Annotated in this window: 22 protein-coding genes; 5 read left to right on the top strand and 17 right to left on the bottom strand. The window is 66.5% G+C overall.

What is annotated here, in order from left to right; genetic code table 11:
* From KPL74_20550 to KPL74_20530, 5 genes are all read right to left on the bottom strand, one after another.
* On the bottom strand, window positions 1-765 hold the full coding sequence (locus tag KPL74_20550; GenBank protein ID QWT20121.1) for a hypothetical protein: 765 nt from the start codon (window positions 763-765) through the stop codon (window positions 1-3).
* Between the two features lie 100 nt (window positions 766-865).
* Window positions 866-1,630, bottom strand: coding sequence for an SEL1-like repeat protein (locus KPL74_20545; GenBank protein QWT20120.1), 765 nt, complete (start codon window positions 1,628-1,630; stop codon window positions 866-868).
* Between the two features lie 135 nt (window positions 1,631-1,765).
* Complete coding sequence (gene rpe / locus KPL74_20540; GenBank protein ID QWT20119.1) at window positions 1,766-2,440, bottom strand: ribulose-phosphate 3-epimerase; 675 nt, start codon at window positions 2,438-2,440, stop codon at window positions 1,766-1,768.
* Between the two features lie 197 nt (window positions 2,441-2,637).
* Window positions 2,638-3,453 carry a co-chaperone DjlA gene (gene djlA, locus KPL74_20535; protein ID QWT20118.1) on the bottom strand — a complete coding sequence of 272 codons (816 nt, stop codon included), beginning with the start codon at window positions 3,451-3,453 and terminating at the stop codon, window positions 2,638-2,640.
* Window positions 3,450-3,761 carry a cytochrome c gene (locus KPL74_20530; protein ID QWT20117.1) on the bottom strand — a complete coding sequence of 104 codons (312 nt, stop codon included), beginning with the start codon at window positions 3,759-3,761 and terminating at the stop codon, window positions 3,450-3,452. Before KPL74_20530 ends, djlA begins: the two co-directional genes overlap by 4 nt.
* A 127-nt stretch (window positions 3,762-3,888) precedes the next feature.
* Between KPL74_20530 and KPL74_20525 the strand changes: the two genes are divergently transcribed.
* The 4 genes from KPL74_20525 to KPL74_20510 all read left to right on the top strand — a co-directional run bounded on the left by KPL74_20525 (window position 3,889) and on the right by KPL74_20510 (window position 5,958).
* Window positions 3,889-4,785, top strand: a complete 897-nt coding sequence (locus KPL74_20525) for a phosphoribosylaminoimidazolesuccinocarboxamide synthase (protein ID QWT20116.1) — start codon at window positions 3,889-3,891, stop codon at window positions 4,783-4,785.
* Between the two features lie 16 nt (window positions 4,786-4,801).
* Window positions 4,802-5,269, top strand: a complete 468-nt coding sequence (locus KPL74_20520; GenBank protein ID QWT20115.1) for a DUF962 domain-containing protein — start codon at window positions 4,802-4,804, stop codon at window positions 5,267-5,269.
* A complete protein-coding gene (locus KPL74_20515; GenBank protein QWT20114.1) occupies window positions 5,269-5,679 on the top strand; it encodes a hypothetical protein in 411 nt (136 codons plus the stop codon). Before KPL74_20520 ends, KPL74_20515 begins: the two co-directional genes overlap by 1 nt.
* Before the next feature lie 96 nt (window positions 5,680-5,775).
* On the top strand, window positions 5,776-5,958 hold the full coding sequence (locus KPL74_20510) for a DUF2061 domain-containing protein (GenBank protein ID QWT20113.1): 183 nt from the start codon (window positions 5,776-5,778) through the stop codon (window positions 5,956-5,958).
* Here KPL74_20510 and KPL74_20505 read toward each other — a convergent pair.
* Complete coding sequence (locus KPL74_20505; protein QWT20112.1) at window positions 5,935-8,055, bottom strand: hypothetical protein; 2,121 nt, start codon at window positions 8,053-8,055, stop codon at window positions 5,935-5,937. The two genes, KPL74_20510 and KPL74_20505, sit on opposite strands and share 24 nt — an antisense overlap.
* A gap of 215 nt (window positions 8,056-8,270) precedes the next feature.
* The gene (locus tag KPL74_20500; protein ID QWT20111.1) at window positions 8,271-9,599 is read right to left on the bottom strand and encodes an amino acid permease; all 1,329 of its coding nucleotides are present in this window, start codon (window positions 9,597-9,599) and stop codon (window positions 8,271-8,273) included.
* 136 nt (window positions 9,600-9,735) lie between these two features.
* Between KPL74_20500 and KPL74_20495 the strand changes: the two genes are divergently transcribed.
* Window positions 9,736-10,191 (top strand): transposase, encoded by a 456-nt coding sequence (locus tag KPL74_20495; GenBank protein ID QWT20110.1) that lies wholly within the window; start codon window positions 9,736-9,738, stop codon window positions 10,189-10,191.
* Between the two features lie 191 nt (window positions 10,192-10,382).
* Here the strand turns inward: KPL74_20495 and lpdA are convergent, their stop codons facing one another.
* From lpdA to mltB, 10 genes are all read right to left on the bottom strand, one after another.
* Window positions 10,383-12,254: a dihydrolipoyl dehydrogenase gene (lpdA, locus tag KPL74_20490; protein QWT20109.1), complete on the bottom strand. Its 1,872-nt coding sequence runs from the start codon at window positions 12,252-12,254 to the stop codon at window positions 10,383-10,385.
* A gap of 15 nt (window positions 12,255-12,269) precedes the next feature.
* Complete coding sequence (gene aceF, locus KPL74_20485; protein QWT20108.1) at window positions 12,270-13,967, bottom strand: dihydrolipoyllysine-residue acetyltransferase; 1,698 nt, start codon at window positions 13,965-13,967, stop codon at window positions 12,270-12,272.
* Window positions 13,968-14,197: 230 nt separating this feature from the next.
* Entirely contained in the window at window positions 14,198-15,028 is an 831-nt protein-coding gene (locus tag KPL74_20480) for a mechanosensitive ion channel (GenBank protein ID QWT20107.1), read from the bottom strand.
* A gap of 116 nt (window positions 15,029-15,144) precedes the next feature.
* The gene (locus tag KPL74_20475) at window positions 15,145-17,466 is read right to left on the bottom strand and encodes a carboxy terminal-processing peptidase (protein ID QWT20106.1); all 2,322 of its coding nucleotides are present in this window, start codon (window positions 17,464-17,466) and stop codon (window positions 15,145-15,147) included.
* A gap of 27 nt (window positions 17,467-17,493) precedes the next feature.
* Window positions 17,494-18,423, bottom strand: coding sequence for a lipoyl synthase (gene lipA, locus KPL74_20470; GenBank protein ID QWT22643.1), 930 nt, complete (start codon window positions 18,421-18,423; stop codon window positions 17,494-17,496).
* 81 nt (window positions 18,424-18,504) lie between these two features.
* Entirely contained in the window at window positions 18,505-19,173 is a 669-nt protein-coding gene (gene lipB, locus KPL74_20465) for a lipoyl(octanoyl) transferase LipB (GenBank protein QWT20105.1), read from the bottom strand.
* Window positions 19,174-19,430: 257 nt separating this feature from the next.
* Window positions 19,431-19,721, bottom strand: coding sequence for a DUF493 family protein (locus KPL74_20460; GenBank protein ID QWT20104.1), 291 nt, complete (start codon window positions 19,719-19,721; stop codon window positions 19,431-19,433).
* A 10-nt stretch (window positions 19,722-19,731) separates the two neighbouring features.
* Window positions 19,732-20,955, bottom strand: coding sequence for a D-alanyl-D-alanine carboxypeptidase (locus tag KPL74_20455; protein ID QWT20103.1), 1,224 nt, complete (start codon window positions 20,953-20,955; stop codon window positions 19,732-19,734).
* 42 nt (window positions 20,956-20,997) lie between these two features.
* A complete protein-coding gene (locus tag KPL74_20450) occupies window positions 20,998-22,302 on the bottom strand; it encodes a septal ring lytic transglycosylase RlpA family protein (protein QWT20102.1) in 1,305 nt (434 codons plus the stop codon).
* Window positions 22,299-23,330: a lytic murein transglycosylase B gene (gene mltB, locus KPL74_20445; protein ID QWT20101.1), complete on the bottom strand. Its 1,032-nt coding sequence runs from the start codon at window positions 23,328-23,330 to the stop codon at window positions 22,299-22,301. Before mltB ends, KPL74_20450 begins: the two co-directional genes overlap by 4 nt.
* Window positions 23,331-23,360 lie beyond the last annotated feature (30 nt).

Genomic DNA, 23,360 nt, shown 5'->3' with positions numbered 1-23,360 from the left:
TCAGAGGTCGCGCGGTGCGAAGTGCGAGGTTTCCATCGTCGGCTGGGACGGCCGGTTGACCTGGGCCGACGGCAGCGATCCGATCGGCACGAGCTCGGCGTCGCCCACCCACACGTGGCTCTCATAGCCGACGAAGTACTCGTCGCGCTGGGCCTTGAGCCATTTGCCGACCGACAACCCGTTGGTGTCCAGGGCGGTCAGTCCGTCGATGTAAACCGAACCACCGAAATTCACTGCATCCTGCATTTCCCGGTAAGCCCGGTCGAAGCGGCGCTCCGCGCGTGCCGCGGCGAACGCATCGCCGTACGTCGGGCGCATCTGCCGCCAGTATCGGTTGGCCTGCTCGATCTCGGACGGCGACAACAGACGATACGCCGAGACGAACGTGGCTTCGAAATTGGGCTGGTGGCGTTCGGCCGACAGCGCCAGCCATGCCACGCCCAGCGGCCGGTTCATCGGCGCGTGGTCGCCATTGAAGTACATCAGGCCCAGCGCCTGCTGCGCGGGCTTGTCGGCCCACTTCGCGGCCGAGTCCAGGCTTTCGCGCGCCATGCCGAAGGACCCACCCCAGAAGTGCGATGCGCCTTCGCAGAAGTAGTACGGACCTGGCAGGAAATGCTCCAGGCCACCCGCGCACCCGGCGAGCACGGCCCGGACGGTGACCTCCTGCCCCGGCAACGGCTGCGGCCGGTTAGCGTGTGAACAGGCGGCGAGCGTGACGCTTGCCGCGACGGCAACCCACAACGATTTCAACTTCCGTGCCATGCGTGGTGACTCCTGTGCCTGGGATGGGTAACTCTCGCTTGCGCGCTGACGCTGATGCGTGCGGCGCCGCCGGCGAGCTGACGACTACATGCGAACCGCCTTACTGCGCGGTCGGCGACGGACTACGCTGGACAACCTGTCCCACCGGTACGAGTTGCGCGTCGCCGACGTAGACATTCTCTTTCCAGCCGGCGAGCACGCTTGCCTTGCGGCTCTGCAGGGTTCGCCCGATGTTGAAGCCGGACGTGCCCATGGCCTCGTCGGCGATGACCGCACCATCGGTCATGGGCAGGCCGCCCACGCCGTCGATGAACACGGAACCACCGAAGTTGATCGCGTAGGACAGCTCGTCGTAGGCGCGGTTGAATCGCCGTTCGGCACGCGGTGCCGCCACGTCGTCGCTGTACTTCTTCTTCAGGTCGTTCCAGTAGACGTTGGCCTGGGCCAGCTCATCGCGCGACACGTGGGCGTAGGCGTCCTTGAACGCCGCTTCGTATTCGGGATTGTGCCGCTCGACGGCGAGGCCGAGCCAGGCCAGGCCCAGTGCGCGGTTCTTCTCCGCGTGGTCGCCGTTGTAATACATGATCCCGAGGGCGTACTGCGCGGGCTTGCTCGCCCAGGCGGCAGCGTCTTTCAGGGACTCGCGGGTGGCGCCGTCACGGCCACTCCAGTAGTCACGCGCGGCATCGCAGAAGTAATAGTCCGCCGGCAAAAAACGCTCGAGCGACGAGGGGCATGGTCGCAGCGCGTCGGCGACGACACCTTTCTGGTCGGGCAACGGGGTGGGCCGCTCGGCGGCGCCAACGAAACCGGACATGCCTGCGGCGGCGCAGGCGGCAATCAACAGCAGGGACTTCGACATCATGTGCGTGTCCTCTACAAGCCAGCTCCCCCGAGCAGCATTACTGTACTACCGGGTTTGCCTAGCCGTCGTGAAATCTTGTTTATCTAACAAGGTCAACCGGAGCTTCTTGCGACCGGTTGACCTCGCCGTCGGGCGTCAGCCCTTGTCGATCGCGGCATGCATCCGACGGATGACGTCGGCGTAGTCCGGCGCGTTGAAGATAGCCGAGCCCGCGACGAAGGTATCCGCACCGGCGGCAGCAATCTCGCCGATATTGTCGGCATTGACCCCGCCGTCCACTTCCAGGCGGATCTTGCGGCCGCTCGCGTCGATCCGCTCGCGCACGTGGCGGATCTTGTCCAGCGTGCCCGGAATGAACTTCTGCCCGCCAAAACCGGGGTTCACCGACATGATCAGCACCATGTCGATCTTGTCCATCACGTAGTCCAGCCAGTTCAGCGGCGTGGCCGGGTTGAACACCAGGCCGGCTTCGCAGCCTTCGCCCTGGATCAGCTGGATGGTGCGGTCGACGTGCTCGGACGCCTCCGGGTGGAAGCTGATGCTGCGCGCGCCGGCCTTGGCGAAGTCCGGGACGATCCGGTCCACCGGCTTGACCATCAGGTGCACGTCGATGTGCTCGGTGATGCCGAAATCGCGCAATGCCTTCAACACCATCGGGCCGATCGTGAGGTTCGGCACGTAATGGTTGTCCATCACGTCGAAATGCACCCACTGCGCACCGGCATCGAGGACCTTCCGCGTGTCCTCACCCAGGCGGGCAAAGTCGGCGGAGAGGATGGACGGGGCGATGACGGGGGATTGCTTGGACATAAGGGGCTCCGTGGCGCGATCTGGAGGAAGGCAAATAGGGGCAGCCTGCCAATGCTACCCCGCCCATTGTAGGAGCGCGCCTGCGCGCGATGGGCACGCGGTGACGTTGGGGTTACCTGTGCATTGGGGTTACCTGTGGATACGGCCATCCCGCTCCGTTGGCTTTTCGCGCGCAGGCGCGCTCCTACGGGATGCGGCTACTTAAAGCCCCGCTCCGACTTGATCCGCTCATAAGCCGCATTGATCTCGCTGGCACGCGACTCCGCACGCCGGCGCATATCCTCGGGCAAATCACCCAGCCGATCCGGATGGTGCTCGGAAATCAGCTTGCGATACGCCCGCTTGATCGCGCGGTCATCCGCATCGCGCTGGATGCCGAGCACCGTATACGGGTCGGGCCCCTGCGTATTGCGCTGCGGGGGCACGTAGCCGCCGCGGCCGCCCTGGCCACCCTGGCTTTGGCCGCGATAGTTGCCGCCGCCGTTCCAGGCGTAGCCCTTCATCGCCATCAGCGCCATCAGTTCCATGTCGCTGACGCGCAGGGCGAAGGCGAGCTGGCGCAGGATCGCCATCTTCTCCGGCGACGGGCTGCTGCCTTCGGCGAGCACGGTTTCGATGACGACGTCGATCACCGGGAAGGCGTGGTCGCGGCGGTGGCCGACCCACTGGCGAAGCTCGTCGATCACTTCGGTGGCGTTGAACTCGGGCTGCTTGCCTTCGTTGAAGGCGTCGATCGCCCGCGCGCGGTCATCCTGGTCCAGGCCCATGCGCGCCATCAGCCGCTCGGCGATGGCGATCTCAGCTTCGGAAATCCGTCCGTCCGCCTTGGCGACGGCGCCGATCAGCGCGAACAGCGGGGCGACATAGCCACCCTGGGTTGGCGCGCGACGGCGCTGTTGCTGGCGGCTGGCGTCGAACATGAAGCCGAGCGCGCCGCCGATGAGGGCGCCGAGCAGGTTGTGGGTGAGCCACATCCCGATGACGGCGCCGATAAGTGTGCCGGAGAAATTCATGGAGCGCCCTTAGAGGGGGTCTGGGCGGCGTACCACTGCGAGAGCTGGTCGATGTCCGCATCGGAAAGAGGGCCGGCGATGGCACGCATCACGGTGTTATCCCGATGGCCATCGCGGTACTGGTGCAACGCCGAGCGCAGGTAAACCGCCTTCTGCCCGGCCAGGTTCGGGGCATCGGCATTGATCGCCAACCCGTTCTCGCCATGGCAGGCCGCACACATCCCCAGCCGCGCCGGCTTCGCAGGCGCCGCAGCAAGGACAGGGGCGGAGACGGCCATGACAAGCGCCGCGGTCAACAGATTACGCATGGACGAATTCTGGGGGCTGTAACCCAGAATTCTAGCAGGTGCCCAAACGCCACCCATGCGCCGGGGCCCGGTCGCCCCAACCGAACCGCTACAATATCTGCCTATTTCACACCCCGGAGCCCACCCCGTGCCCACCACCCTGAGCCAATCCGACCTCCCCGGCCTGGACCTGATCCACCGCGGCAAGGTCCGCGACGTCTACGCCCTGCCCGGCAACCGTCTGCTCATGGTGGCGACCGATCGCCTGTCGGCGTTTGACTCGGTGTTGCCCGACCCGATCCCGGGCAAGGGCGAGATGCTCTGCCAGATCTCGAACTTCTGGTTTGAGAAAACAGCCCACTTGATCCCGAACCACCTCACCGGCGAAGACGTGGCCTCCGTGCTGCCGGCCGGCGTGGACCCGGCGCTCTACGCGAAGCGCGCGGTGATCACCAAGCGGCTGAAGCCGGTGCCCGTCGAGGCGATCGCCCGCGGTTACATCATCGGTTCGGGCTGGAAGGACTACCAGGCCACCGGCGCCATCTGCGGCATCACCCTGCCGCCGGGCCTGCAGCAGGCCCAGCAGTTGCCGAAGCCGATCTTCACCCCGTCGACCAAGGCCGCCGTCGGCGACCACGACGAGAACGTGAGCTTCGATACCGTGGTCGCCGCCGTGGGCGAAGACATGGCCAACGCCGTGCGCGACGCCACGCTGAAGATCTACCAGTTCGCCGCCGAATACGCCGCCACCCGCGGCATCATCATCGCCGACACCAAGTTCGAGTTCGGCACGGATGAAGACGGCAAGCTGTACATCATGGACGAGATGCTGACCCCGGATTCCTCGCGTTTCTGGCCGGCGGATTCCTACAAGGTCGGCATCAGCCCGCCCAGCTACGACAAGCAGTTCGTCCGCGACTACCTGCTCGACATCGGCTGGAACAAGGAGCCCCCCGCACCCAGCGTCCCCGCCAGCGTGATCGAAGGCACCGCCGCGAAGTATGCTGAGGCCCTGGAGCGGTTGGCGGACATCCGCCTCGCCTGACCACAACGGGGTTCCCATGCGCGACGCGGCCACCTGGTTCGGCAACTACAGCCGTGACCACCAGAACCCGACCAACCGGCTGATCCACTGGGTCTGCGTGCCGGCGATCACCTGGACCGTGATCGCCCTGGTCTGGCTGGTCCCGGTACCGCCGGGCCTGGGCAAACCGGGTCTGTGGGCGGTGCTGGCGATGTTCCTCGCCTTCCTTTTCTACTACTGGCGGTTGTCGCGGAAGATCGGCCTGGCCATGGCCGGCGCCTTCGTCGCGCTGGGTTTCCTCACCGACACGCTGTACTACGCCCTCGGCGCCACCGGCCTCGGCTACCTCGCCGTGATCGTCTTCGTGGTCGCCTGGGTCGGCCAGTTCATCGGCCACAAGATCGAAGGTCGCCGGCCGTCGTTCTTCACCGACCTGCAGTACCTCCTGATCGGACCGGCCTGGCTGATGAGCAAGGCCCTTCGCCGCGCGGGCGTGGACTACTGATGACCCAGACCCTGCTGACCCTGTTCTCCGCCGCGATCTGGTGGGTGATCTATTCCAGCGCCGCCGCCGTCGTACCGGCCGTCATCGTGTTCTTCTGCCTGCGCTGGCTGGAAAAGACCGCGGTGGTGTTCAATCGTGCCTACCTCGCCAGCCTGCTCTGGGCCCTGATCGCCGTCCTCACCGGCGGCCTGGTCATCGCCGCCCAGCACGGCGCCGCCATCGGCCAGTCGATCTTCACCCTGCCCTGGATGCGCGCCGCCCTCGTCGTCGACATGCTCGTCGGCGCCTTCCTGGTCTGGCGCCTGGTCCCCCGCGTCGACGCCCGCCGGGTCAAACCCACCAGCGCCTGCATGGCCGTCGCCATGGTCATGGTCGTCGCCCTGGTCGTCGGCACAACGATCCGCCGTTAAAATAGCCGGCGGCTATCGATCCCATCGGAACGATCACTTGGACACGCGGCTCCGCATCCCCATAATGAGATTCATTCCCATTAAGAGGACGTGGCCATGGCCCGCCAGATCAAGTTCGCCGCGACGCACTTCAGCATCGCGTTCTCCCTCAGCTATGCCTTCAACCAGAACGTGGCGATCAGCGCCATCGTCGGCGTGGCCGAGCCGATCGCGTTTGCCTTCGGCCGTTCCGTGCTGGCGGAAACGCGCCAGGGCCTAGCGCTGGCTCCCGCTGCCTGATCCACCGCCGACGGTCGCGTTGGCCGCCGTGACGGCCCGCGTGAATCCCTCGAACGGGATGTCGGTGATGCCGACTAACCCGATGTGGGCGTTTTCGCCATCGAGGACACGCCCGGTTACTGGCTGGTCGACGTACTGGAACCAGTGGGTGCCGACGATGATGCCCGACGCCGCCGCGGCATCGACGAAGCGCGCGTAGGCCTTGCCCCGCTCGTCCTCGCTGGCCACCGCCGCCACGCCATTGCCGAACGGCCCACGGTCGCTCGAGCCGAAGTGGAACTCGGTGATCATCACCGGCTTGTCCCAGCGCTTGAATTCCGCCACGTCGAAGCCGTGTTCCGGCAGGTCGGTGTAGGTGTTGATGCTGGTGACGTCGGCGTATTTCGCGCTCATCTCTTCGACTTCCGGCGTGCGCACGGCGAGCCGTCCGCCGAGGAACAGATGATGCGGATCGGCTTTCTTCAGCGTCTCGGCGACGGTGCGGAAATACTGGCCGGCGTAGAGCTTGAGGAAAGCGATATTGTCGGCGGCGATCGCCGGATGCGCTTCGTTCGGATCCGGCGCCTTGAAGCCTTCCTTGTTCACCGCGTCCCAACTGCTCGCCTCGACACCCCACGCTTTCGCGAAGGTGGCGATGTCGCCATGGGTCTTCTTCAGGTAGGCGATGAAGGCCTGCTTCGCCGGGCTTTGTGGGCCCTGCGCCAGCGCGCCGGCGGCCAACGCCCAGCGTCCTTGTGGGCCCTGGCCTGCCCAGGCCAGTTCGTTGTCGGCGAAGTAGCCGAGTAGCCAGGGGTTATCCGACATGCCGCGCGTCGCGTTCGCCACCGCCTCCTGAGTCGCCTTTGCGAAACGCGGATCGAACGGATCGGGCATGCGGCCCCAGTAGTCGTAGCCGGTGCCGACGGTGTTGAAGTCGCCGTGGATCAGGATCGGGACGGTGAAGGACATGCGTTTGTCGGCAGCGAACGTGCGGTCGCTCCAGTTACCCAGCGTATTGAAGCGCCACGCGAGCAGGCGATCCTGGACGCGCTTGCGCCATGCGCTTTCGAAGCCGTTGCCGAGCGTGCGCGCGATGTTCGTTGAGTAGATATCCCACCAACGGCCGTGGTTCATGCCATTGTCGCGCTGCGATCCGTTGCTGCTGCGACTGTCGCTTTCGCCGAACGCGTTCGCCGGTGCGTTGGTGTCGAGGAACATGAACTCGCGACCCTGCACGTAGGTGCGCCCATCGTCGTGGTTGACCGCGTTGACGCCCAGCGAGAAGAAGGCATGGCCTTCCGGCGTCACCAGCCACCAGCGGTCGCCGTGTTTCTGCGTATGGAAGAAGCCCGTCGCCTGTAGGCCCGGGATGTCGGTGCGTCCGCCGAAACGGTCGAGGCCCTGCGTCGCGGCCGGGGCCGCGCCGACGGTTTCCTGGCCCTTCTTCAGGGCGGCATCGTCCGTGACCTTCTCCGGCCAGGTCGCCCGGGTGAACTGGCCATACTTGTCGACGATGCCCGTGTACGCAGCCTTCAGGTCGCCCTGCCCTTCGACCACGTCCATCGCACCGAACAACACGGTCTGCGCGGCACCCGGCTGCGGCATGGCGAACGACACCGAGGTGACCTTCGTGGCGTCGATCGCACCGTCGGTGGCCGTGGCGACCAGACGTTTCACCTTGCCGTCGTCGAACGGCATCGGCGGCCCGACCTGCATGCCGAAGGCACGCGGCGAGGTCGCGGTCAGCGGCACGGAGAGGATCTGCGGTGGGCCGGGCGGCAAGCCAACTGTGGCCTTGAGATGTTGCTGCCCCGAGGCGACATCGACGATCAGCGTCACCGGCCATGGCATGCCGTTCTGCACCCGCAAACGCAGCGTACCGTTAGCCGGCCATGCCCAGCTTCCGCTGGCTGGCGCCATGGCAAGGGACGGCGAAGCCGACGGCGTGTAGGTCACCGCCACCAGCTCGCTACCGTCGGCCGCCTTGCGCACCGTAGGGTCCAGCGTCGTGCCGGCCGGGGTGACACGGACAGCCGGCGACGGATGGACGATATCCACCGACGCGGCATGGGCACCGGAGCCGATCCCGGCAAGCAACAGGCAGAATGTCAGGCGCATTTCTCGACCTTGCCACCCCTGGCGTGAACGCCGGTTGTCAGCCCCCGCACCCCCGCTCCCGTAGGAGCGCGCCTGCGCGCGATTGGGCGGCCAGGAGCGTATCGAGTAAAAGAGTACCGGGCACCAAGCAAAAACGAAGGCCGGCACTTCCTCGGTACTCTCAACCCGGTACTCGGTACGCTCTTCCCCAGGCACCATCGCGCGCAGGCGCGCTCCTACAGGGCGTCCGTGCGCTTTTTGCGCCAGAGGTAATACACCGGCACGCCCAGCGCGATGATCAGCAGGCTCATGCCGGCGTTCTGCGGCTGGGTGATCGCGGTGGCGACGATGACGCACAGCACCGTCGTGGTGAAGATCAGCGGCACCCACGGATAACCGGGGACCAGGTACGGCGACGGTTCCGATTTCAGCTTGCGCCGGTACCAGAAGATGGTCGCGATGCCGAAGGCGTGCGACAGCCATTCGCCCACCGTGGTGTAGTCCACGAGCGCTTCGAAGCTGCCCGAGAGGATCAGGGTGATCGCCCATGCGCCGAGCACGATCAGCGCGACGCGCGGCGCGCCGGACTTCACGTCGATCCGCGCGATCGGTTTGAAGAACATGCCGTCGGCGCTCATCACCTGCAGCACGCGGGCGCCGCCGGCAATGGCGATGCTGCAGTAACCGAAGGTCGAGCAGGCGATGCCGACCGCGATCACCGTCGCGCCCGACTCGCCGAACACGCGGCGCATCAGGTCGGCCGCCGGCGCGGTGCTCGCCGCGAGGCCGGCATGACCGAGGCCCGCCATGTAGGCGATGTTCACCAACACGTAGCAGACGACGACGCTGGCCATGCCCAGCCCAAGCGCGCGCGGCAACGTGCGTTGCGGATTGCGGACTTCGCCGGCGAGGTCGTTCAGATAGTGGAAACCGCCGTAGGCGAACATCGCCGGAAGCAGTGCGCCGATGACCATCGACGGCGGCACGTCACGCGTGGTGTCGGCGGCGAAGGCCAGGCCGAGATGGCCGCGTGCCAGGTAAAGGCCAACCGCGATCAGCATGGCGACCGCGCCGAGTTTCAGCACGGTGAAGATGTTCTGCACCCATGCGCCCGCCCGGATACCGAACAGGTTGACCGCGACGATGAAGGCGATCGCCGACACGGCGACGGGCTTGACCCATTCATGCGGCAGGCCGACGGCACGCGTCGCGTAGTCCGCGAACGTCGTCGCCACCGCGGCGACGCTGCCCGGGTAGTTGATCAGCGCCATTGTCCAGCCGAACAGGAAGGCCGGCAGCTGGCCGAAGGCCTCGCGCAGGTAGACGTAGGTGCCGCCCGCCTGCGGACGCCGGGCACCGAGTTCGGCGTAACAGAGCACGCCCGCCAGGGTCAGCAAGCCACCCAGGGTCCAGAGGATGATCACCTCCATCCCCGAGCTGGTGCTCTTGGCCACGGCCGCCGGCGTACGGAAGATGCCCGCGCCGATGACACCGCCAATGACGATCATCGCCGCGTCCCAGGTACCGAGACGACGTAGGTAGTGAGCGGGCTGCGGTGCTGGCATCAGCCGACGATGCCATAAACGGCCGCGGCAATGCGATAGGCATGGCGCTCGTGGGGTCGCGCGCAGGCGCGCTCCTACAAAACGCCGGGGTGATCGCTGCTGCCGGCGCGCGGACGGGGTCGCCATCCTTCCCACCATGACGACAAGACCTGGCCATGCCGCGCTTCGCCGCGGGCGCGTTTCCGAACCCGGGCGCATCTACCTGGTGACCTGCGTCGCCTGGAACCGGGCGCCGATCTTCCGCGACTACCGCGTGGCGCGCGCCGTCTCGCGGATCATCCACTCGCCCTCGACCTGGCCCCACGCCCGCTGTCTCGCCTGGGTGCTGATGCCCGATCACTGGCATGGCTTGATCGAGCTGGGGGAGTCCGACCTGTCGAGAGTCGTCGGCCGGATGAAGTCGCAGGTGAAGCGATCGTTCACCGCGCAGGGCCGTGAGTCACCCGTCTGGCAGCGCGCTTTCCAGGACCGCGCGTTGCGCGCCGACGAGGACGTCAAGCTGGCGGCGCGTTACATCGTCGCCAATCCGGTTCGCGCAGGGCTCGTCGAGAACGTCTGCGACTACCCGTACTGGAACGCCGTATGGCTGTAGGAGCGCGCCTGCGCGCGACCTGATCCCACGATGGCGGGATGCGCGGTCATGGTCATGGTCATGGTCATGGTCATGGTCATGGTCATGGTCATGGTCGGATGGCTGTTGATTGACCCATAAAAAAAGCGCGCCTGCGTGCGATGCCCCGGGAATCGGGGATCGCGCGCAGGCGCGCTCCTACAGGTGCTGCGTTATTTTTTCTTTGGGATGTAGAGGTCGGTGATCGTGCCTTCGTACACCTCGGCGGCCATGCCGACGGATTCGCCGAGCGTGGGGTGCGGGTGGACGGTGCGGCCGATGTCGCCGGCTTCGCAGCTCATTTCGATGGCGAGTGCGAGTTCGCTGATGAGGTCGCCCGCGTGGACGCCGACGATGCCGGCGCCGACGATGCGGTGGGTCTCTTCGTCGAAGATCAGCTTGGTGAAGCCTTCGGTGCGGTCGATGCCGATCGCGCGGCCGGAGGCGGCCCACGGGAACTTGCCGACGCCGACCTTCAGGCCCTTTTCCTTCGCTTCGCGTTCGGTCACGCCGACCCATGCGATTTCCGGATCGGTGTAGGCCACCGACGGAATCACGCGTGCGTCGAAGAAGCTCTTCTGGCCGGCCGCGGCTTCCGCGGCGACCTTGGCTTCGTGCGTGGCCTTGTGCGCCAGCATCGGCTGGCCGACGAGGTCGCCGATGGCGAAGATGTGCGGCACGTTGGTGCGCATCTGGCGATCGACCGCGATGAAGCCGCGATCGGTCACTTCGACGCCCGCCTTGTCCGCGCCGACCTTGCCGCCGTTCGGCGAACGGCCGACCGACACGAGCACGCGATCGAACAGCTTCGTCTCGGGAATGCTCTCGCCATCGAAGGTCACTTCGATGCCCTTCTTCGTGGCCTTCGCCTCGACGACCTTGGTCTTGAGGTGGATGCCCTTGTAACGCTTGGCGATGCGCTGCTGCAGCGGCTTCACCAGGTCGAGGTCGGCGCCCGGCATCAGCTGGTCGGCGAGTTCGACGACGGTGACGTCCGTGCCGAGGCCGGCGTACACCGTGGCCATTTCCAGGCCGATGATGCCGCCGCCGACGACGAGCATCGTCTTGGGCACGTCACGCAGTTCCAACGCGCCGGTGGAGTCGATGACGCGCTCGTCGTCCCACGGGAACGAGGGCAGCTTCACCGACTGCGAACCGGCCGCGATGATCGCGTTTTCGAAACGGATCAGCTTGGTGCCGTCGGCGGTCTTCACTTCCATCTCGTTGGCCGAGATGAACATGCCCACGCCGGTGACGGTGCGCACCTTGCGCGCCTTGGCCATCTGGGCCAGGCCACCGGTGAGCTTGCCGACGACCTTTTCCTTGAACGAGCGCAGCTTGTCCAGGTCGATCTTCGGCTTGCCGAAGCTGATGCCGTGCGCTTCGATCGCCGCCGCTTCGTCGATGACGGCAGCCGCGTGCAGCAGGGCCTTCGACGGGATGCAGCCGACGTTGAGGCAGACGCCGCCGAGCGATTCGTAACGCTCGACCAGCACGGTGTCGAGGCCGACGTCCGCGCCGCGGAAGGCCGCCGTGTAGCCGCCCGGGCCGGAGCCCAGCACGACCAGCTGGCATTCGATGTCGGCCTTGCGACCCGACGGTGCCGCAGCCTGCGGGGCCGTGCCCTGCTTGCCGGGTGCCGGTGCCTGGTGGGCCGGGGCTTCGGAGACCGTGCCCTGGCTGGCCGGCTTGTCAGCCGGCTTCGAGGCCGCCGCCGTGTCAGCCGAGGCCTTCGCCGGAGCCGCCTTGTCGGCCGATGCCTTGTCGGCGCCCGCCTTGTCGGCCGCCGACGCATCGCCCGCGCCAGCCGCCTCGATCGTCGCGATCAGCGTGCCGTCGTTGACTTCGTCGCCGACCTTGACCTTGATCTCGACGATCTTGCCGCCCTGCGAGGCCGGCACGTCCATCGTCGCCTTGTCCGATTCCAGCGTGATCAGGCTCTGGTCCTTCTCGACCACGTCGCCCACTTTTACGAGGATCTCGATCACCGGCACGTCGTGCGAACCGCCGAGGTCCGGCACTTTCAGTTCAATGGTGTTTGCCATGCGTGTCGCCTCCGGTCAGAGCAGCAGGCGACGGATGTCGCCGAGCTGCTGGGCGAGGTACACGGCGAAGCGTGCGGCCAGGGCACCGTCGATGACGCGATGGTCGTACGACAGCGACAGCGGCAGCAGCAGGCGCGGCGCGAATTCCTTGCCGTTCCAGACCGGCTTCATCGCCGCCTTGGAAACGCCGAGGATCGCCACTTCCGGCGCGTTGATGATCGGCGTGAACGCCGTGCCACCGATGCCGCCGAGCGAGGAGATCGAGAAGCAGCCACCCGACATGTCGGCGGCGGTGAGCTTCTTGTCGCGCGCCTTCTTTGAGATTTCACCGAGTTCGGCGGCGAGCTCGAGCAGGCCCTTCTTGTCGGCGTCGCGGATGACCGGGACGACCAGGCCGTCCGGCGTGTCCACGGCGATGCCGATGTTGTAGTACTTCTTCAGCGTCAGCGTTTCGCCGGCCGCGTCGAGCGACGAGTTGAAGGTCGGGAACTTCTTCAGCGCCGCGACCACCGCCTTGATCTGGAAGACCAGCGGGGTGACCTTCAGTTCCTTGTTCTCTTCGCCGAGCTTCTTGCGGAAGGCTTCCATCTCGGTGATGTCGGCGTCTTCGAACTGCGTGACGTGCGGGATCATCGCCCAGTTGCGGGCGAGGTTCGCGGCCGAGATCTTCGGGATGCGGCCCAGCGGCTTTTCTTCCACGTCGCCGAACTTCGAGAAGTCGACCTTCGGCCACGGCAGCAGGGTCAGGCCGTTGCCGCCACCCGATGCCGGTGCGCCGCCCGCGGACGGTGCCGCGCCGGAGGTCATCACGTTCTTGACGTAGGCGGAGATGTCTTCGCGCTGGATGCGACCGCCACGGCCGCTACCCTTGACCTGGGCCACGTCCACGCCGAGCTCGCGTGCGAACGCACGCACGGCGGGGCTGGCGTAGGGGGCATCGCCCGGCATGATCACCGAGGCGTCGAACGACACCGGCGGGGTACGCGGGGTGCCACCGACCGGGGCGTCGGCCTTGCTCGCCGCCGGGGTCGGCGCGGCAGCGGCTGCCGGCTTCGCGGGGGCTTCGGCGGCAGGCTTGTCGGCCTTCGGCGCGTCGGCCGCGACGGCTTCGCCGCCACCCTCGCCTTCCAGCACGGCGATGAGGTCGCCGTCGTTCACTTCGTCGCCGACCTTGACCTTCAGTTCCTTGATGACGCCTGCGGCCGGGGCCGGGATGTCCATCGTGGCCTTGTCGGATTCCAGGGTCATCAGGCTCTGGTCTTTTTCGACGGTGTCGCCGACCTTGACCATGATCTCGATGATCGGCACGGGCTTGCCGCCGATGTCCGGGACATTGACGTTGACCGGGCCGGAAGCCTTCGACGCGGACGGCGCCGCGGCCTTGGCGGTGGCCGGAGCCGGGGCCGGCGCCGGGGCGGCCTTTTCTTCCTGCTTCGGCGCGTCGGCCTTGGGTGCGGCGGCGGCCGGCGCATCGCCAGCGGCCTCGACCAGGGCGATCACGTCGTTGTCGTTGACCTCGTCACCGACCTTGACCTTCAGCTCCTTGATCACGCCGGCAAACGGCGCGGGCACTTCCATGGTGGCCTTGTCGGACTCCAGCGTGACCAGGCTCTGGTCCTTTTCGACGGTATCGCCGACCTTGACCATGATTTCGATGATGGGCACCGGCTTGCCACCGATATCGGGGACGCGGGCTTCTTTGACGTCGGCCATGGAACCTCCTAAAGAGCGCGTCGGAGGGCGGACGAACCCTTCGACGGGGGAATCACTGGGCGCCGTGCTGCGGCGCAACCGGTCGATTGTAGGCCCGTTGGAGGCTTTTGGCACGATTCAAACGCCCGTTTGCCATGAACTGCAAGGCAGCTATGCACCCAACCACCCCCGTGGGACGCGCCTGCGCGCGATGGGGGCCACGCTAACCCCATTCGCGCGCAGGCGCGCTCCTACACGGTGGCGGGGAGGAGGCGGATGTCGGTGGACGACGAGGGGATCGTGATCTCGGCTTCGGCGAACTTGTCCTTGATCCCGCGCAACAGCTGGGTCTGCGCCCCGTACATGTCCGACACCGTGCACCAGCCGCGGACGACCAGGATGACGTTGGACGCGGTGAGGCTGTCGGTCCACACGCCCGGCGCGGGGTCTTTCATGATCCGCGGATCGGACTCGATCAGGCCGTTGATGATGTCCATGGCCTTGCCGATGTCGTCGTTGTAGGCGATGCCCACCTTGATCTCGAACCGGCGGGTGCCGCGCACGTTGTAGTTGATGATCGCGTCGCCGCCGACCTTCGCGTTCGGCACCACGGCCTCGCGGTTGTCCGGGGTCACCACGTAGGTGTGCATCAGGTTGATGCTCTGCACCGTGCCCTCCACGCCGCCGATCAGCACGTAGTCGCCGATGCGATAGGGCCGGAAGAGGATCAGCAGAACACCCCACGCGAGGTTGGACAGCGAGCTGTTCAGGGCCAGGCCGATGGCGAGGCCGGCGGCACCGAGCGCGGCGATCAACGACGCCGTCGGGATACCCGCCATGCCCATCACCTGGACGATGATGAAGGCGATCAGCAACCCGTAGATGGCATTCCGCAGGAAGGTGGCGAGGGTGACGTCGACATGCGCGCGCTCCAACGCACGGCGGCCGACGTTGGCGATGCGGGCGGCGATCCAGAAGCCGATGAACAGCGCCACCAGCGAAAGGCCGATGCGGATCGACCAGGAAATGATGATGAGCCGGGTGGCGTGGTCCACGCCAAGGCGATCGAGGAAGTCGAGCATGCGAGCCTGCCTTATCGAAGCGAAAGATCGCGGCGCAGGCTAGCAATGGAAACGTGAAGACCCGGTTGCACCGCCCCGTGCTGGGCAAAAAAATGGCCCCGTGAGGGGCCATTTCTTCAAGGCGTGTTAGGCGCCGGCTTCACCGCCGCCGCTGTCTGCGGCGGCGTATCGATCTTCTTCCCACCATACGGCAGCACCGTGCTGGCGACCTTCGCATCGCCCTTGATCAGGGTGACTTCGTCGCTGACGATGTGCGCGGCTTCTTCCAGCGGGGTGTCCTTGGCCTTCTTGGCGTCGGCTTCCTGCTTCAGGTCGCTCTTGATGCTGCGCTCGTTGGCGTTGAGGCCGTCGTCACCCGAATCCTGGTCGTCGGCCGCCGGGCTGCCGTCACCGCCGAAGATCGCCTTGCGACGGTTGCGGAAGTCGGCCTGGGTGGCGTCGAACTGCTTGCGCTCGGCCTGGCGGGCGGCGAAGTTGAGCGACACATCGGTCTTGTCGCGCAGCTTCTTGTACTGGGCCAGCTCGTCGAGCATCAGCTTCCACGCCGGCGAGTTCGCCACGCGAGCTTCGTGCTTCTGGTTCAGCGGGCCCACGATCGGCTTCAGGTCGGCGACCGGCTTGTAATCAGCCGGATCGATGTGACGCCACGGCAGCGCGTTGTCGTAGGTCGACTCACCGAATTCCTTCGCGTCGCCGTTTTCCGGGAAGCGCACGTCCGGGGTCACGCCGTGCAGCTGGGTGCTGTCGCCGTTGATCCGGATGAACTCGGCGATGGTCATCTTCAGCTCGCCGTACTTGGCGTCTTCACCCGTGGTCGCCTTGCCGAAACGGTCCAGGTCCACCAGGTTCTGCACGGTGCCCTTGCCGAAGGTCGGCTCGCCGATGATCAGGCCACGGCCGTAATCCTGAATCGCCGCGGCGAAGATTTCCGACGCCGATGCCGAGCCACGGTTGACCATGACCGCCATCGGGCCATCCCACGACATGCCCGGCTGGTCGTCGCCCTGGGCTTCGACCTGGCCGCGCGCATCGCGCACCTGCACGACCGGGCCGGTATCGATGAACAGGCCGGTGAGCTCGGTGGCCTCGTTGAGCGAACCGCCGCCGTTGTTGCGCAGGTCCATGATCACGCCTTCCACCTTCTGCGCCTTCAGCTCGGTAAGGAGCTTGGACACGTCGCGGGTGGCGCTCTTGAAGTTGGTGTCGCCGTTACGGCGCGCGCCGAAGTCCTGGTAGAACGTGGGCAGCTCGATCACGCCGATCTTGCGGGTGACGTCGCCGTCCTTCACGTCGATGACCTTCGACTTGGCGGCCTGCTCTTCCATCGTCACCTTCTTGCGCACGAGGGTCACGATGTCGTGCTTGCCGTCCATGCCGGCGTCGCCCGCCAGCACTTCGATGCGCACGGTGGTGTCTTTCTTGCCGCGGATCAGCTTGACCACGTCGTCCTGGCGCCAGCCAACGACGTCGACCATCGGGCCGGTTTCGCCCTGGCCGATGGCGAGGATGCGGTCGCCCGGCTTCATCTTGCCGGACTTCATCGCCGGGCCGCCGGGGACCAGCTCGCGGATGGTGGTGTAGTCGTCGCGTGCCTGCAGCACCGCGCCGATGCCTTCCAGCGACAGGCGCATGGCGATGTCGAAGGCGTCCGCGGCGCGGGGGCCGAGGTAATCGGTATGCGGGTCGGTGGAGTTGGCGTAGGCCGTCATGAAGGCCTGGGTCGCGTCTTCGTCATCCAGCTGGCGCACGCGGGTGATGTAGGTCGCGTAGCGCTTGTCCAGCGTCTTGCGGATGTCGTCGTCGCTCTTGCCGGCCAGCTTCAGGCGCAGCCAGTCGTTCATCGTGCGCTTGCGCCACACGTCGTCGAGCTCGGCCTGGTTCTTCGGCAGCGCCGCCTTCTTGCGGTCGAAGTTGAAGCTTTCGTTGCCGCTGAGGTCGAAGCCCTTCTTCAGCAGGCCGCGCGCATAGTTCATGCGATCGACGGCGCGCGTGATGTACAGGTTGAACACCGTGAAGGGACCGGTGAGGTCCTGGTTCCAGATCGCGTCGTCGAACTGGGTCTTCATCGGCTCGAACTTCGCCATGTCTTCCTGGGTGAAGAAGACCTTTTCGCTATCGAGCGAATCGAAGTACGCCTTGAAGATCTTCGCCGACATGGCGTCGTCGAGCGGCTGCGCCTGGTAGTGGAAACGGGTCAGGAAACGCGCGGACAGCTGCGCGGCCTGGGTTTCCGCCGAGGTCGGCTTCAGCGGCAGGGACGATTCTTTCTTCTGGGGCTCGGGCGACGTCGCCGCTTCCGAAGCATCCTTCGGTTGCGGCGTGGCGCTCTTCGCCGGCGGCGTCGCGCCAGGCTGCTGGGGTGCGGCATTCTGGGCGGCATGCGCCCCGGCTGCGGTAAGAGCCAGCAGGAGGGCGAGCGACGCGGGGCGAAGGGTCATGTAGTTGCCTCGTGGTGCTTCTTGCGATTATTCGACGACGCCGGCGGCGTGAGCCATCAGGTCGGCATGGTAGGAGGATCGCACCAACGGGCCGGAAGCGACATGGCCGAAGCCCATCTCTTCGCCAGCGACGCGCAGGGCCTCGTATTCGTCCGGCGTCCAGTAGCGGACCACCGGGTGGTGGTGCGCCGTGGGCTGCAGGTACTGGCCAATGGTGATCATGTCGACGTCATGGGCGCGTAGATCGCGCATCGTCTCCAGCACCTGCTCCATCGTCTCGCCCAGGCCCAGCATGATGCCGGACTTGGTCGGGACATCCGGATGCTGCGCCTTGAAGCGCTTGAGCAGGTCGAGCGACCACTGGTAATCGGCACCCGGGCGCACTTCGCGGTAGAGGTGCGGCACCGTTTCCAGGTTGTGGTTGAACACGTCCGGCGGGTAGTCCTTGAGAACTTCCAGCGCGCGCTCCATGCGGCCCTTGCCGCGGAAATCCGGGGTGAGGATCTCGATGCGGATGTTCGGGCTCGCATGGCGCACGGCACGGATGCACGAGGCGAAATGCTCGGCACCGCCGTCACGCAGGTCGTCGCGATCCACCGAGGTGATCACCACGTATTTCAGGCGCATGTCACGGATGGTCTCGGCCAGGCGGGCCGGTTCCAGCGGATCCGGCGCCAGCGGGCGGCCGTGGGCCACGTCGCAGAACGAGCAACGGCGGGTGCAGACCTCGCCGAGGATCATGAAGGTGGCGGTGCCCTTGGAGAAACACTCGTGGATGTTCGGGCACGAGGCTTCCTCGCACACGGTGACCAGCGAGTTTTCGCGCAGGCGCGCCTTCAGCTGCTGCACGGCGTTGCCCTGGGGCAGGCGCACGCGGATCCAGCTCGGCTTGCGCAGCACGGGCGCATCGGTGTCGAAGGCCGCGCGGTTGAGCGCGATCTTGTCATTTCCGAGCATCTTCTCGCCGGGCTTGTCGACGACGGCGATGGGGATGCTGCGGGCGGGGATGGGGGCGGTTTGGCTCATACGACTACGACCTCAGACCGCAATGCGGGCGGGGAGTTCGGGGATGACGGGAGCGGCGTGCACGGCGTGGAAACCGAACTGCTTGCAGAATTCCTGTACCAGGACATCTTCCACGTCTGCCAACTGCGACGGACCCCCCAAGTCTACCACCTGGGTGACTTCCAAACCCTTGTAGCCGCAGGGGTTGATGCGGTGGAAGGGCTCCAGGTCCATGTCGACGTTGAAGGCCAGGCCATGGAAGCTGCAGCCACGGCGCACGCGCAGGCCGAGGGCGGCCACCTTGGCGTCGGCGGTATACACGCCGGGGGCGCCTTCACGCCGCGCCGCGCCGATGTTCCACTCGCCCAGGGTGTCGATGATCGACTGCTCGATCTTGCAGACCAGCTCGCGCACGCCCACGCCGACCCGGCGCAGGTTGATCATCGGGTAGGCCACGATCTGGCCCGGGCCGTGGTAGGTCACCTGGCCACCGCGATCGACCCGCACCACCGGGATATCCCCGGCAAACAGCACGTGCTCGTCCAGCCCCGCCTGGCCCAGCGTAAACACCGGGTCGTGCTCCAGCAGCCACAGCTCGTCGACGGTGTCGTCGGTGCGGTTGTCGGTGAAGGCACTCATGGCCCTCCAGGAGGTTTCGTAGGGCACGCGCCCCAGCCGGCGGACGTTGAGGGGGAGGGTCATGGGGGGAAACGGCTTGGCTTTTGGGGGATCAGGAGGAAATGGCGGGTGACAACCGCCGGTTCAAGGGCAAACCCCCGCTCCGTGTAGGAGCGCGCCTGCGCGCGATGGGGGGCTCAGGAGCGTATCGAGTAGAGAGTAGAGAGTACCGGGTAAAAACCATGGCCAGCTCTTCCTCGATACTCTCAACACGGTACTCGTTACGCTCTTCTCCAACCCCTAATCGCGCGCAGGCGCGCTCCTACACGGTGGGGGGGCGGTCAGAGGGTGAAGCGGATGTTTTCGTCGGCGCGGAGCACGTCGTGGGCCTCGAGGTACTTCTCGCGGGTCGGCGCGACGAAGCTCACCGCGACCGACTCGTAATTACCCGCGGGGGTGAGCTTCGAGGTCACCGTCTCGTGGAGCACTTCCAGGCCGATGCCGTGCAGGATCTCGGGAACGCGGGCCTTCAGGCCCGTGTTCGCGTTGCCGATCGCCGTGATCTCGAACTGACCCGGGAACTGGAAGCCCTTGCCCTCTTTCTGGGCGTGGCTGAAGTCGATTTCACGCATGGCGGACTCCTTACTTCTTGGCGCTGTCGTCGCTATGGAACCACAGCATGATGGTGTCCCACAGGCGCGAGAAAAAGCCGCCTTCCGGGGCATCGTTCAGGGCGACCAGCGGAGCGGTCATCACCGGCTGGCCGTCGAGCGTCACGCGCAGCGTACCGACCTGCTGGCCCTTCTTGAACGGGGCGATCAGGGTCGACGGCACGTCGAGGTCGGCCTTCAGCTTCTCGTAGTCGCCGCGCTTGACCGAAACCATCACGGCTTCGCTCACGCCCAGCGGCAAGGTGTTTTCGGCACCCTTCCACAGCTTCGGCGTGACCAGCGGCTTGTTGGCGTCGTACAGCTTGTGGCTTTCGTAGAAACGGAAGCCGTAGTTGAGCAGCGCCAGCGCGGCGTCGGCGCGGCCCTTTTCGCTGCTGGCGCCCATGATGATGGCGATCATGCGGGCGTCGCCCTGCTTGGCCGACGCGGCCAGGCAGTAGCCGGCGGCGGCGGTGTGGCCGGTCTTGATGCCGTCGACGGTGTTATCGCGCCACAGCAGCAGGTTGCGGTTGTGCTGCTTGATGCCGTTCCACTCGAATTCCTTGACCGCCGAGATCGCGTAGTCCTCGGGGAAGTCGTGGATCAGCGCGCGCGACAGGATCGCGATGTCGCGGGCCGTCGTGTAGTGGTTGGCGACCGGATAGCCCGACGCATTCTGGAACTGCGAATGGGTCATGCCCAGCTGCTTGGCGTAGGCGTTCATCAGGTTGGCGAACGCCGGCTCCGAGCCCGCGGTGTGCTCGGCCAGGGCGATGGCGGCGTCGTTGCCGGACTGGATGATCATGCCGTACAGCAGGTCTTTCAGCTTCACCTGGCTGTTGAGCTTGAGGAAGCTGGTCGAGCCGTCGGTGCTGGCACCGCCGCCACGCCATGCGTTTTCGCTGATGGTGACCGGGTCTTCGTTGTGGATCTTGCCGTTGCCCAGCTCGGCCGAGACCACGTAGTCGGTCATGATCTTGGTGATCGAGGCCGGCTCCAGCTGCACGTCCGGGTCCTTCGAGGCGATGATCTGCCCGGTGTTGTAGTCCATCAGGACCCAGCTCTTGCCTTCGACGTCCGGCGGCGGCGGCACGGGGGCCTCGGGCACCACGGGGCGCGGAACCACGGGACGCGGCGGCGTCTGCTGCGCCACGGTCACGCCGGCGACGAGCGCGGCGGCGGCGAAAGCGAACAGGGAACGGGGCAAGAGCTTCATCGTTTCAGCGGTCCAGTCAAAAACAAGCGGGAAAAAAGGGGTTCAGTCTACCGCGACCGAGGGCCTGGGCAGGCCCATGCCGGCGATCTGGTCGGTCACTTTGTCGGCGGTATCGACGTCGGCCAGCGGACCGACCCGCACCCGGCGCACGCTGCGCCCGGAAATACTGGTCTCGATGACACTGACCGGCCCAAGGCCGGCCCGGTTCAACTGATCCGCCACGCGATTCGCGTTAGCCAGGTCGGAAAACGCCCCGACCTGAAGGTAAATGCTGGGTTTGCCGGCCACCTCCGGTGGGGTCTGATCGCGCGCAGGCGCGCTCCTACCGCCGGGGGCCGGAGGCGGCAACGCATCGGAGACGGCCACATCGGTCATGCCGGGCACGGGGCCGGCATCCTCGGGGTTGCCGACGGCGACCGGGGTCGACGTCGTCGCATTCGGTGCCGGGCGCGGCGCGGAGGCCAGCATCGCGCCAGTCGCCACGGCGGCCGGGGTGGCCACGACGCGGCCCGACGGCGGCGCTGGCGTGCCGGCCGGGCGCGAGGGCGGCGGCGGGGCCGTCACCGGGGCCGGCTTGGGCTGGGTCGACACATACGGCGGCGGGGCTGCCGCGGCGGCGGCCGGGTCGGACGGGTCGATCGCGCGGACCTCGACCAGGCCGGTGCCGCTCGGCCACACGCCGATCTTCACCGCGGCGGCGAAGGACAGGTCGATGATCCGGTTTTCGTGGAACGGCCCGCGATCGTTGATCCGCACGACCACGCTCTTGCCGTTCTGCAGGTTGGTCACACGCGCGTAGCTCGGCAGCGGCAGCGTCTTGTGCGCCGCGCTGAACTGGTACATGTCGTATTCCTCGAGGTTCGAGGTCTTGTAGCCATGGAACTTGTTGCCATAGAACGACGCGATGCCACGCTCGACGTAACCCTTCGGGCTGGACAGCACGTTGTAAGTCTGCCCGAGCACCGAGTACGGCGACTTGTTGCCGTAGAGCGATCGCGGTTCGTTCTTCGGCACCGGCTCGGGGATCTTGCTGACGTCCGGGACATCGGTCGAGACGCTGTCGGCGTTGCTGCGGTAGCGCGAGCCCTGCGACTTGCTGATGTCGTCGTTGAAGCGGCTGGAGCTGCCGGTGCGCTTTCCCGACGTGGGGCGGGTGTTGTGCGGGCTGCCGCAGGCGGTTAGTAGCAACGCCACGAGAAGGAGTAGGAGCGCGCCTGCGCGCGATCCACGGCCCGATTCATTGGACGATCCAATGGTCGGCTCGATACATAACCCGCCCCATCGCGTGCTGGGGTCGCGCGCGGGCGCGCTCCTACAACAACGGCGCGATGCGGGGATGGGGGTCATCGGGTGGCGGGGCCTTTGACGCGGGCGCGGATCTCCTGCGCGAGCTGGTCGACGGCGAGCGCGTACATCGGGCTGCGGTTGTACGTGGTGATCACGTAGAAATTCTGGAAGGTGAACCAGTACTCGTCGCCGCCGGGGCCATCGAGGCGGACCAGCTGCGCATCGCGACCCGGGTCGAGGTGCTGCACGGGCGCGAAGCCGCTGGCGACGAAGGATTCCACCGGCGCCACCGGGCGCCAGTCCTTCGGCACGGCCGGCGCCTGCGCGCCGCGATCGGGCTGGGCGCGGGCGGCGACGGGGCCGCCGGTCTGCCAGCCGTGTTCCTTGAAGTAGTTGGCCACGCTGGCGAAGATGTCGCCCATCGAGCCCTTCATGTCGATCCGGCCGTCGCCGTCGTCGTCGACGCCCCAGTCGCGGATCGACGAGGGCATGAACTGGCCCCAGCCCTGCGCACCGGCATACGAGCCGGTCAGCGTATCCAGCGGGCCACCAAGGTGGTTCGACGGCAGCTCGAGCAGGGTCTTCAGCTGTTCGCGGAAGAACGGCGCGCGCTTGGGGTAGTAAAACGCCAGCGTCGCCAGCGCATCGAGCACCTTGTACTTGCCGGTGTTGCGGCCGTAGAAGGTTTCCACGCCGACGATGGCGACGATGTATTCCGGCGGCACGCCGTACTTGCGGCCGATCCGCTCCAGCAGCGGACGATGCGTGTTGTAGAACGCCGCACCCGCGGCGATCCGGTCCTCGGTGAGGAAGATCGGCCGGTAAGCGCTCCACGGCTTGCCTTCGGCCGGGCGGTTCATCGCATCGATGATCGACTGCTGCATCTTCGCGCCGTCGAGCACCTTGTTCAGCGCCGCGGGGCTTTTCCCGGTGTCTTTCGCGACTTCACGCACCAGCGCCGCCTGGCCCGGATGGGTCTCGGCGTGGGCCACGGAGGCGAACAGCAGCGGAAGGAACATCGTCGCGCCGGCGAGGCGCGGGAGGAAACGCAAGGGTCGTGCGCGGTGCGCGTTCAGAACATCATCCATGCACCGAAGCGTAGCACGCTGCCGAGGCAC

The sequence above is a fragment of the Bacillus sp. NP157 genome, from assembly GCA_018889975.1.
Taxonomy (GTDB): Bacteria; Pseudomonadota; Gammaproteobacteria; order Xanthomonadales; family Rhodanobacteraceae; genus Luteibacter.
Note: the sequence above shows the minus strand (reverse complement) of the source record. Positions and strands in the feature narration are given on the sequence as shown.

Coding starts and splice junctions, on each gene's coding strand:
- KPL74_20500 (QWT20111.1), bottom strand. CDS start 9,599: ATGCCAGCACCGCAGCCCGCTCACTACCTACGTCGTCTCGGTACCTGG.
- KPL74_20505 (QWT20112.1), bottom strand. CDS start 8,055: ATGCGCCTGACATTCTGCCTGTTGCTTGCCGGGATCGGCTCCGGTGCC.
- KPL74_20515 (QWT20114.1), top strand. CDS start 5,269: ATGACCCAGACCCTGCTGACCCTGTTCTCCGCCGCGATCTGGTGGGTG.
- KPL74_20520 (QWT20115.1), top strand. CDS start 4,802: ATGCGCGACGCGGCCACCTGGTTCGGCAACTACAGCCGTGACCACCAG.
- KPL74_20460 (QWT20104.1), bottom strand. CDS start 19,721: ATGCGTGAAATCGACTTCAGCCACGCCCAGAAAGAGGGCAAGGGCTTC.
- KPL74_20545 (QWT20120.1), bottom strand. CDS start 1,630: ATGATGTCGAAGTCCCTGCTGTTGATTGCCGCCTGCGCCGCCGCAGGC.
- KPL74_20510 (QWT20113.1), top strand. CDS start 5,776: ATGGCCCGCCAGATCAAGTTCGCCGCGACGCACTTCAGCATCGCGTTC.
- KPL74_20450 (QWT20102.1), bottom strand. CDS start 22,302: ATGACCCCCATCCCCGCATCGCGCCGTTGTTGTAGGAGCGCGCCCGCG.
- KPL74_20480 (QWT20107.1), bottom strand. CDS start 15,028: ATGCTCGACTTCCTCGATCGCCTTGGCGTGGACCACGCCACCCGGCTC.
- lipA (QWT22643.1), bottom strand. CDS start 18,423: ATGCTCGGAAATGACAAGATCGCGCTCAACCGCGCGGCCTTCGACACC.
- djlA (QWT20118.1), bottom strand. CDS start 3,453: ATGAATTTCTCCGGCACACTTATCGGCGCCGTCATCGGGATGTGGCTC.
- rpe (QWT20119.1), bottom strand. CDS start 2,440: ATGTCCAAGCAATCCCCCGTCATCGCCCCGTCCATCCTCTCCGCCGAC.
- KPL74_20550 (QWT20121.1), bottom strand. CDS start 765: ATGGCACGGAAGTTGAAATCGTTGTGGGTTGCCGTCGCGGCAAGCGTC.
- KPL74_20530 (QWT20117.1), bottom strand. CDS start 3,761: ATGCGTAATCTGTTGACCGCGGCGCTTGTCATGGCCGTCTCCGCCCCT.
- lipB (QWT20105.1), bottom strand. CDS start 19,173: ATGACCCTCCCCCTCAACGTCCGCCGGCTGGGGCGCGTGCCCTACGAA.
- lpdA (QWT20109.1), bottom strand. CDS start 12,254: ATGGCAAACACCATTGAACTGAAAGTGCCGGACCTCGGCGGTTCGCAC.
- KPL74_20495 (QWT20110.1), top strand. CDS start 9,736: ATGACGACAAGACCTGGCCATGCCGCGCTTCGCCGCGGGCGCGTTTCC.
- mltB (QWT20101.1), bottom strand. CDS start 23,330: ATGGATGATGTTCTGAACGCGCACCGCGCACGACCCTTGCGTTTCCTC.
- KPL74_20475 (QWT20106.1), bottom strand. CDS start 17,466: ATGACCCTTCGCCCCGCGTCGCTCGCCCTCCTGCTGGCTCTTACCGCA.
- aceF (QWT20108.1), bottom strand. CDS start 13,967: ATGGCCGACGTCAAAGAAGCCCGCGTCCCCGATATCGGTGGCAAGCCG.
- KPL74_20455 (QWT20103.1), bottom strand. CDS start 20,955: ATGAAGCTCTTGCCCCGTTCCCTGTTCGCTTTCGCCGCCGCCGCGCTC.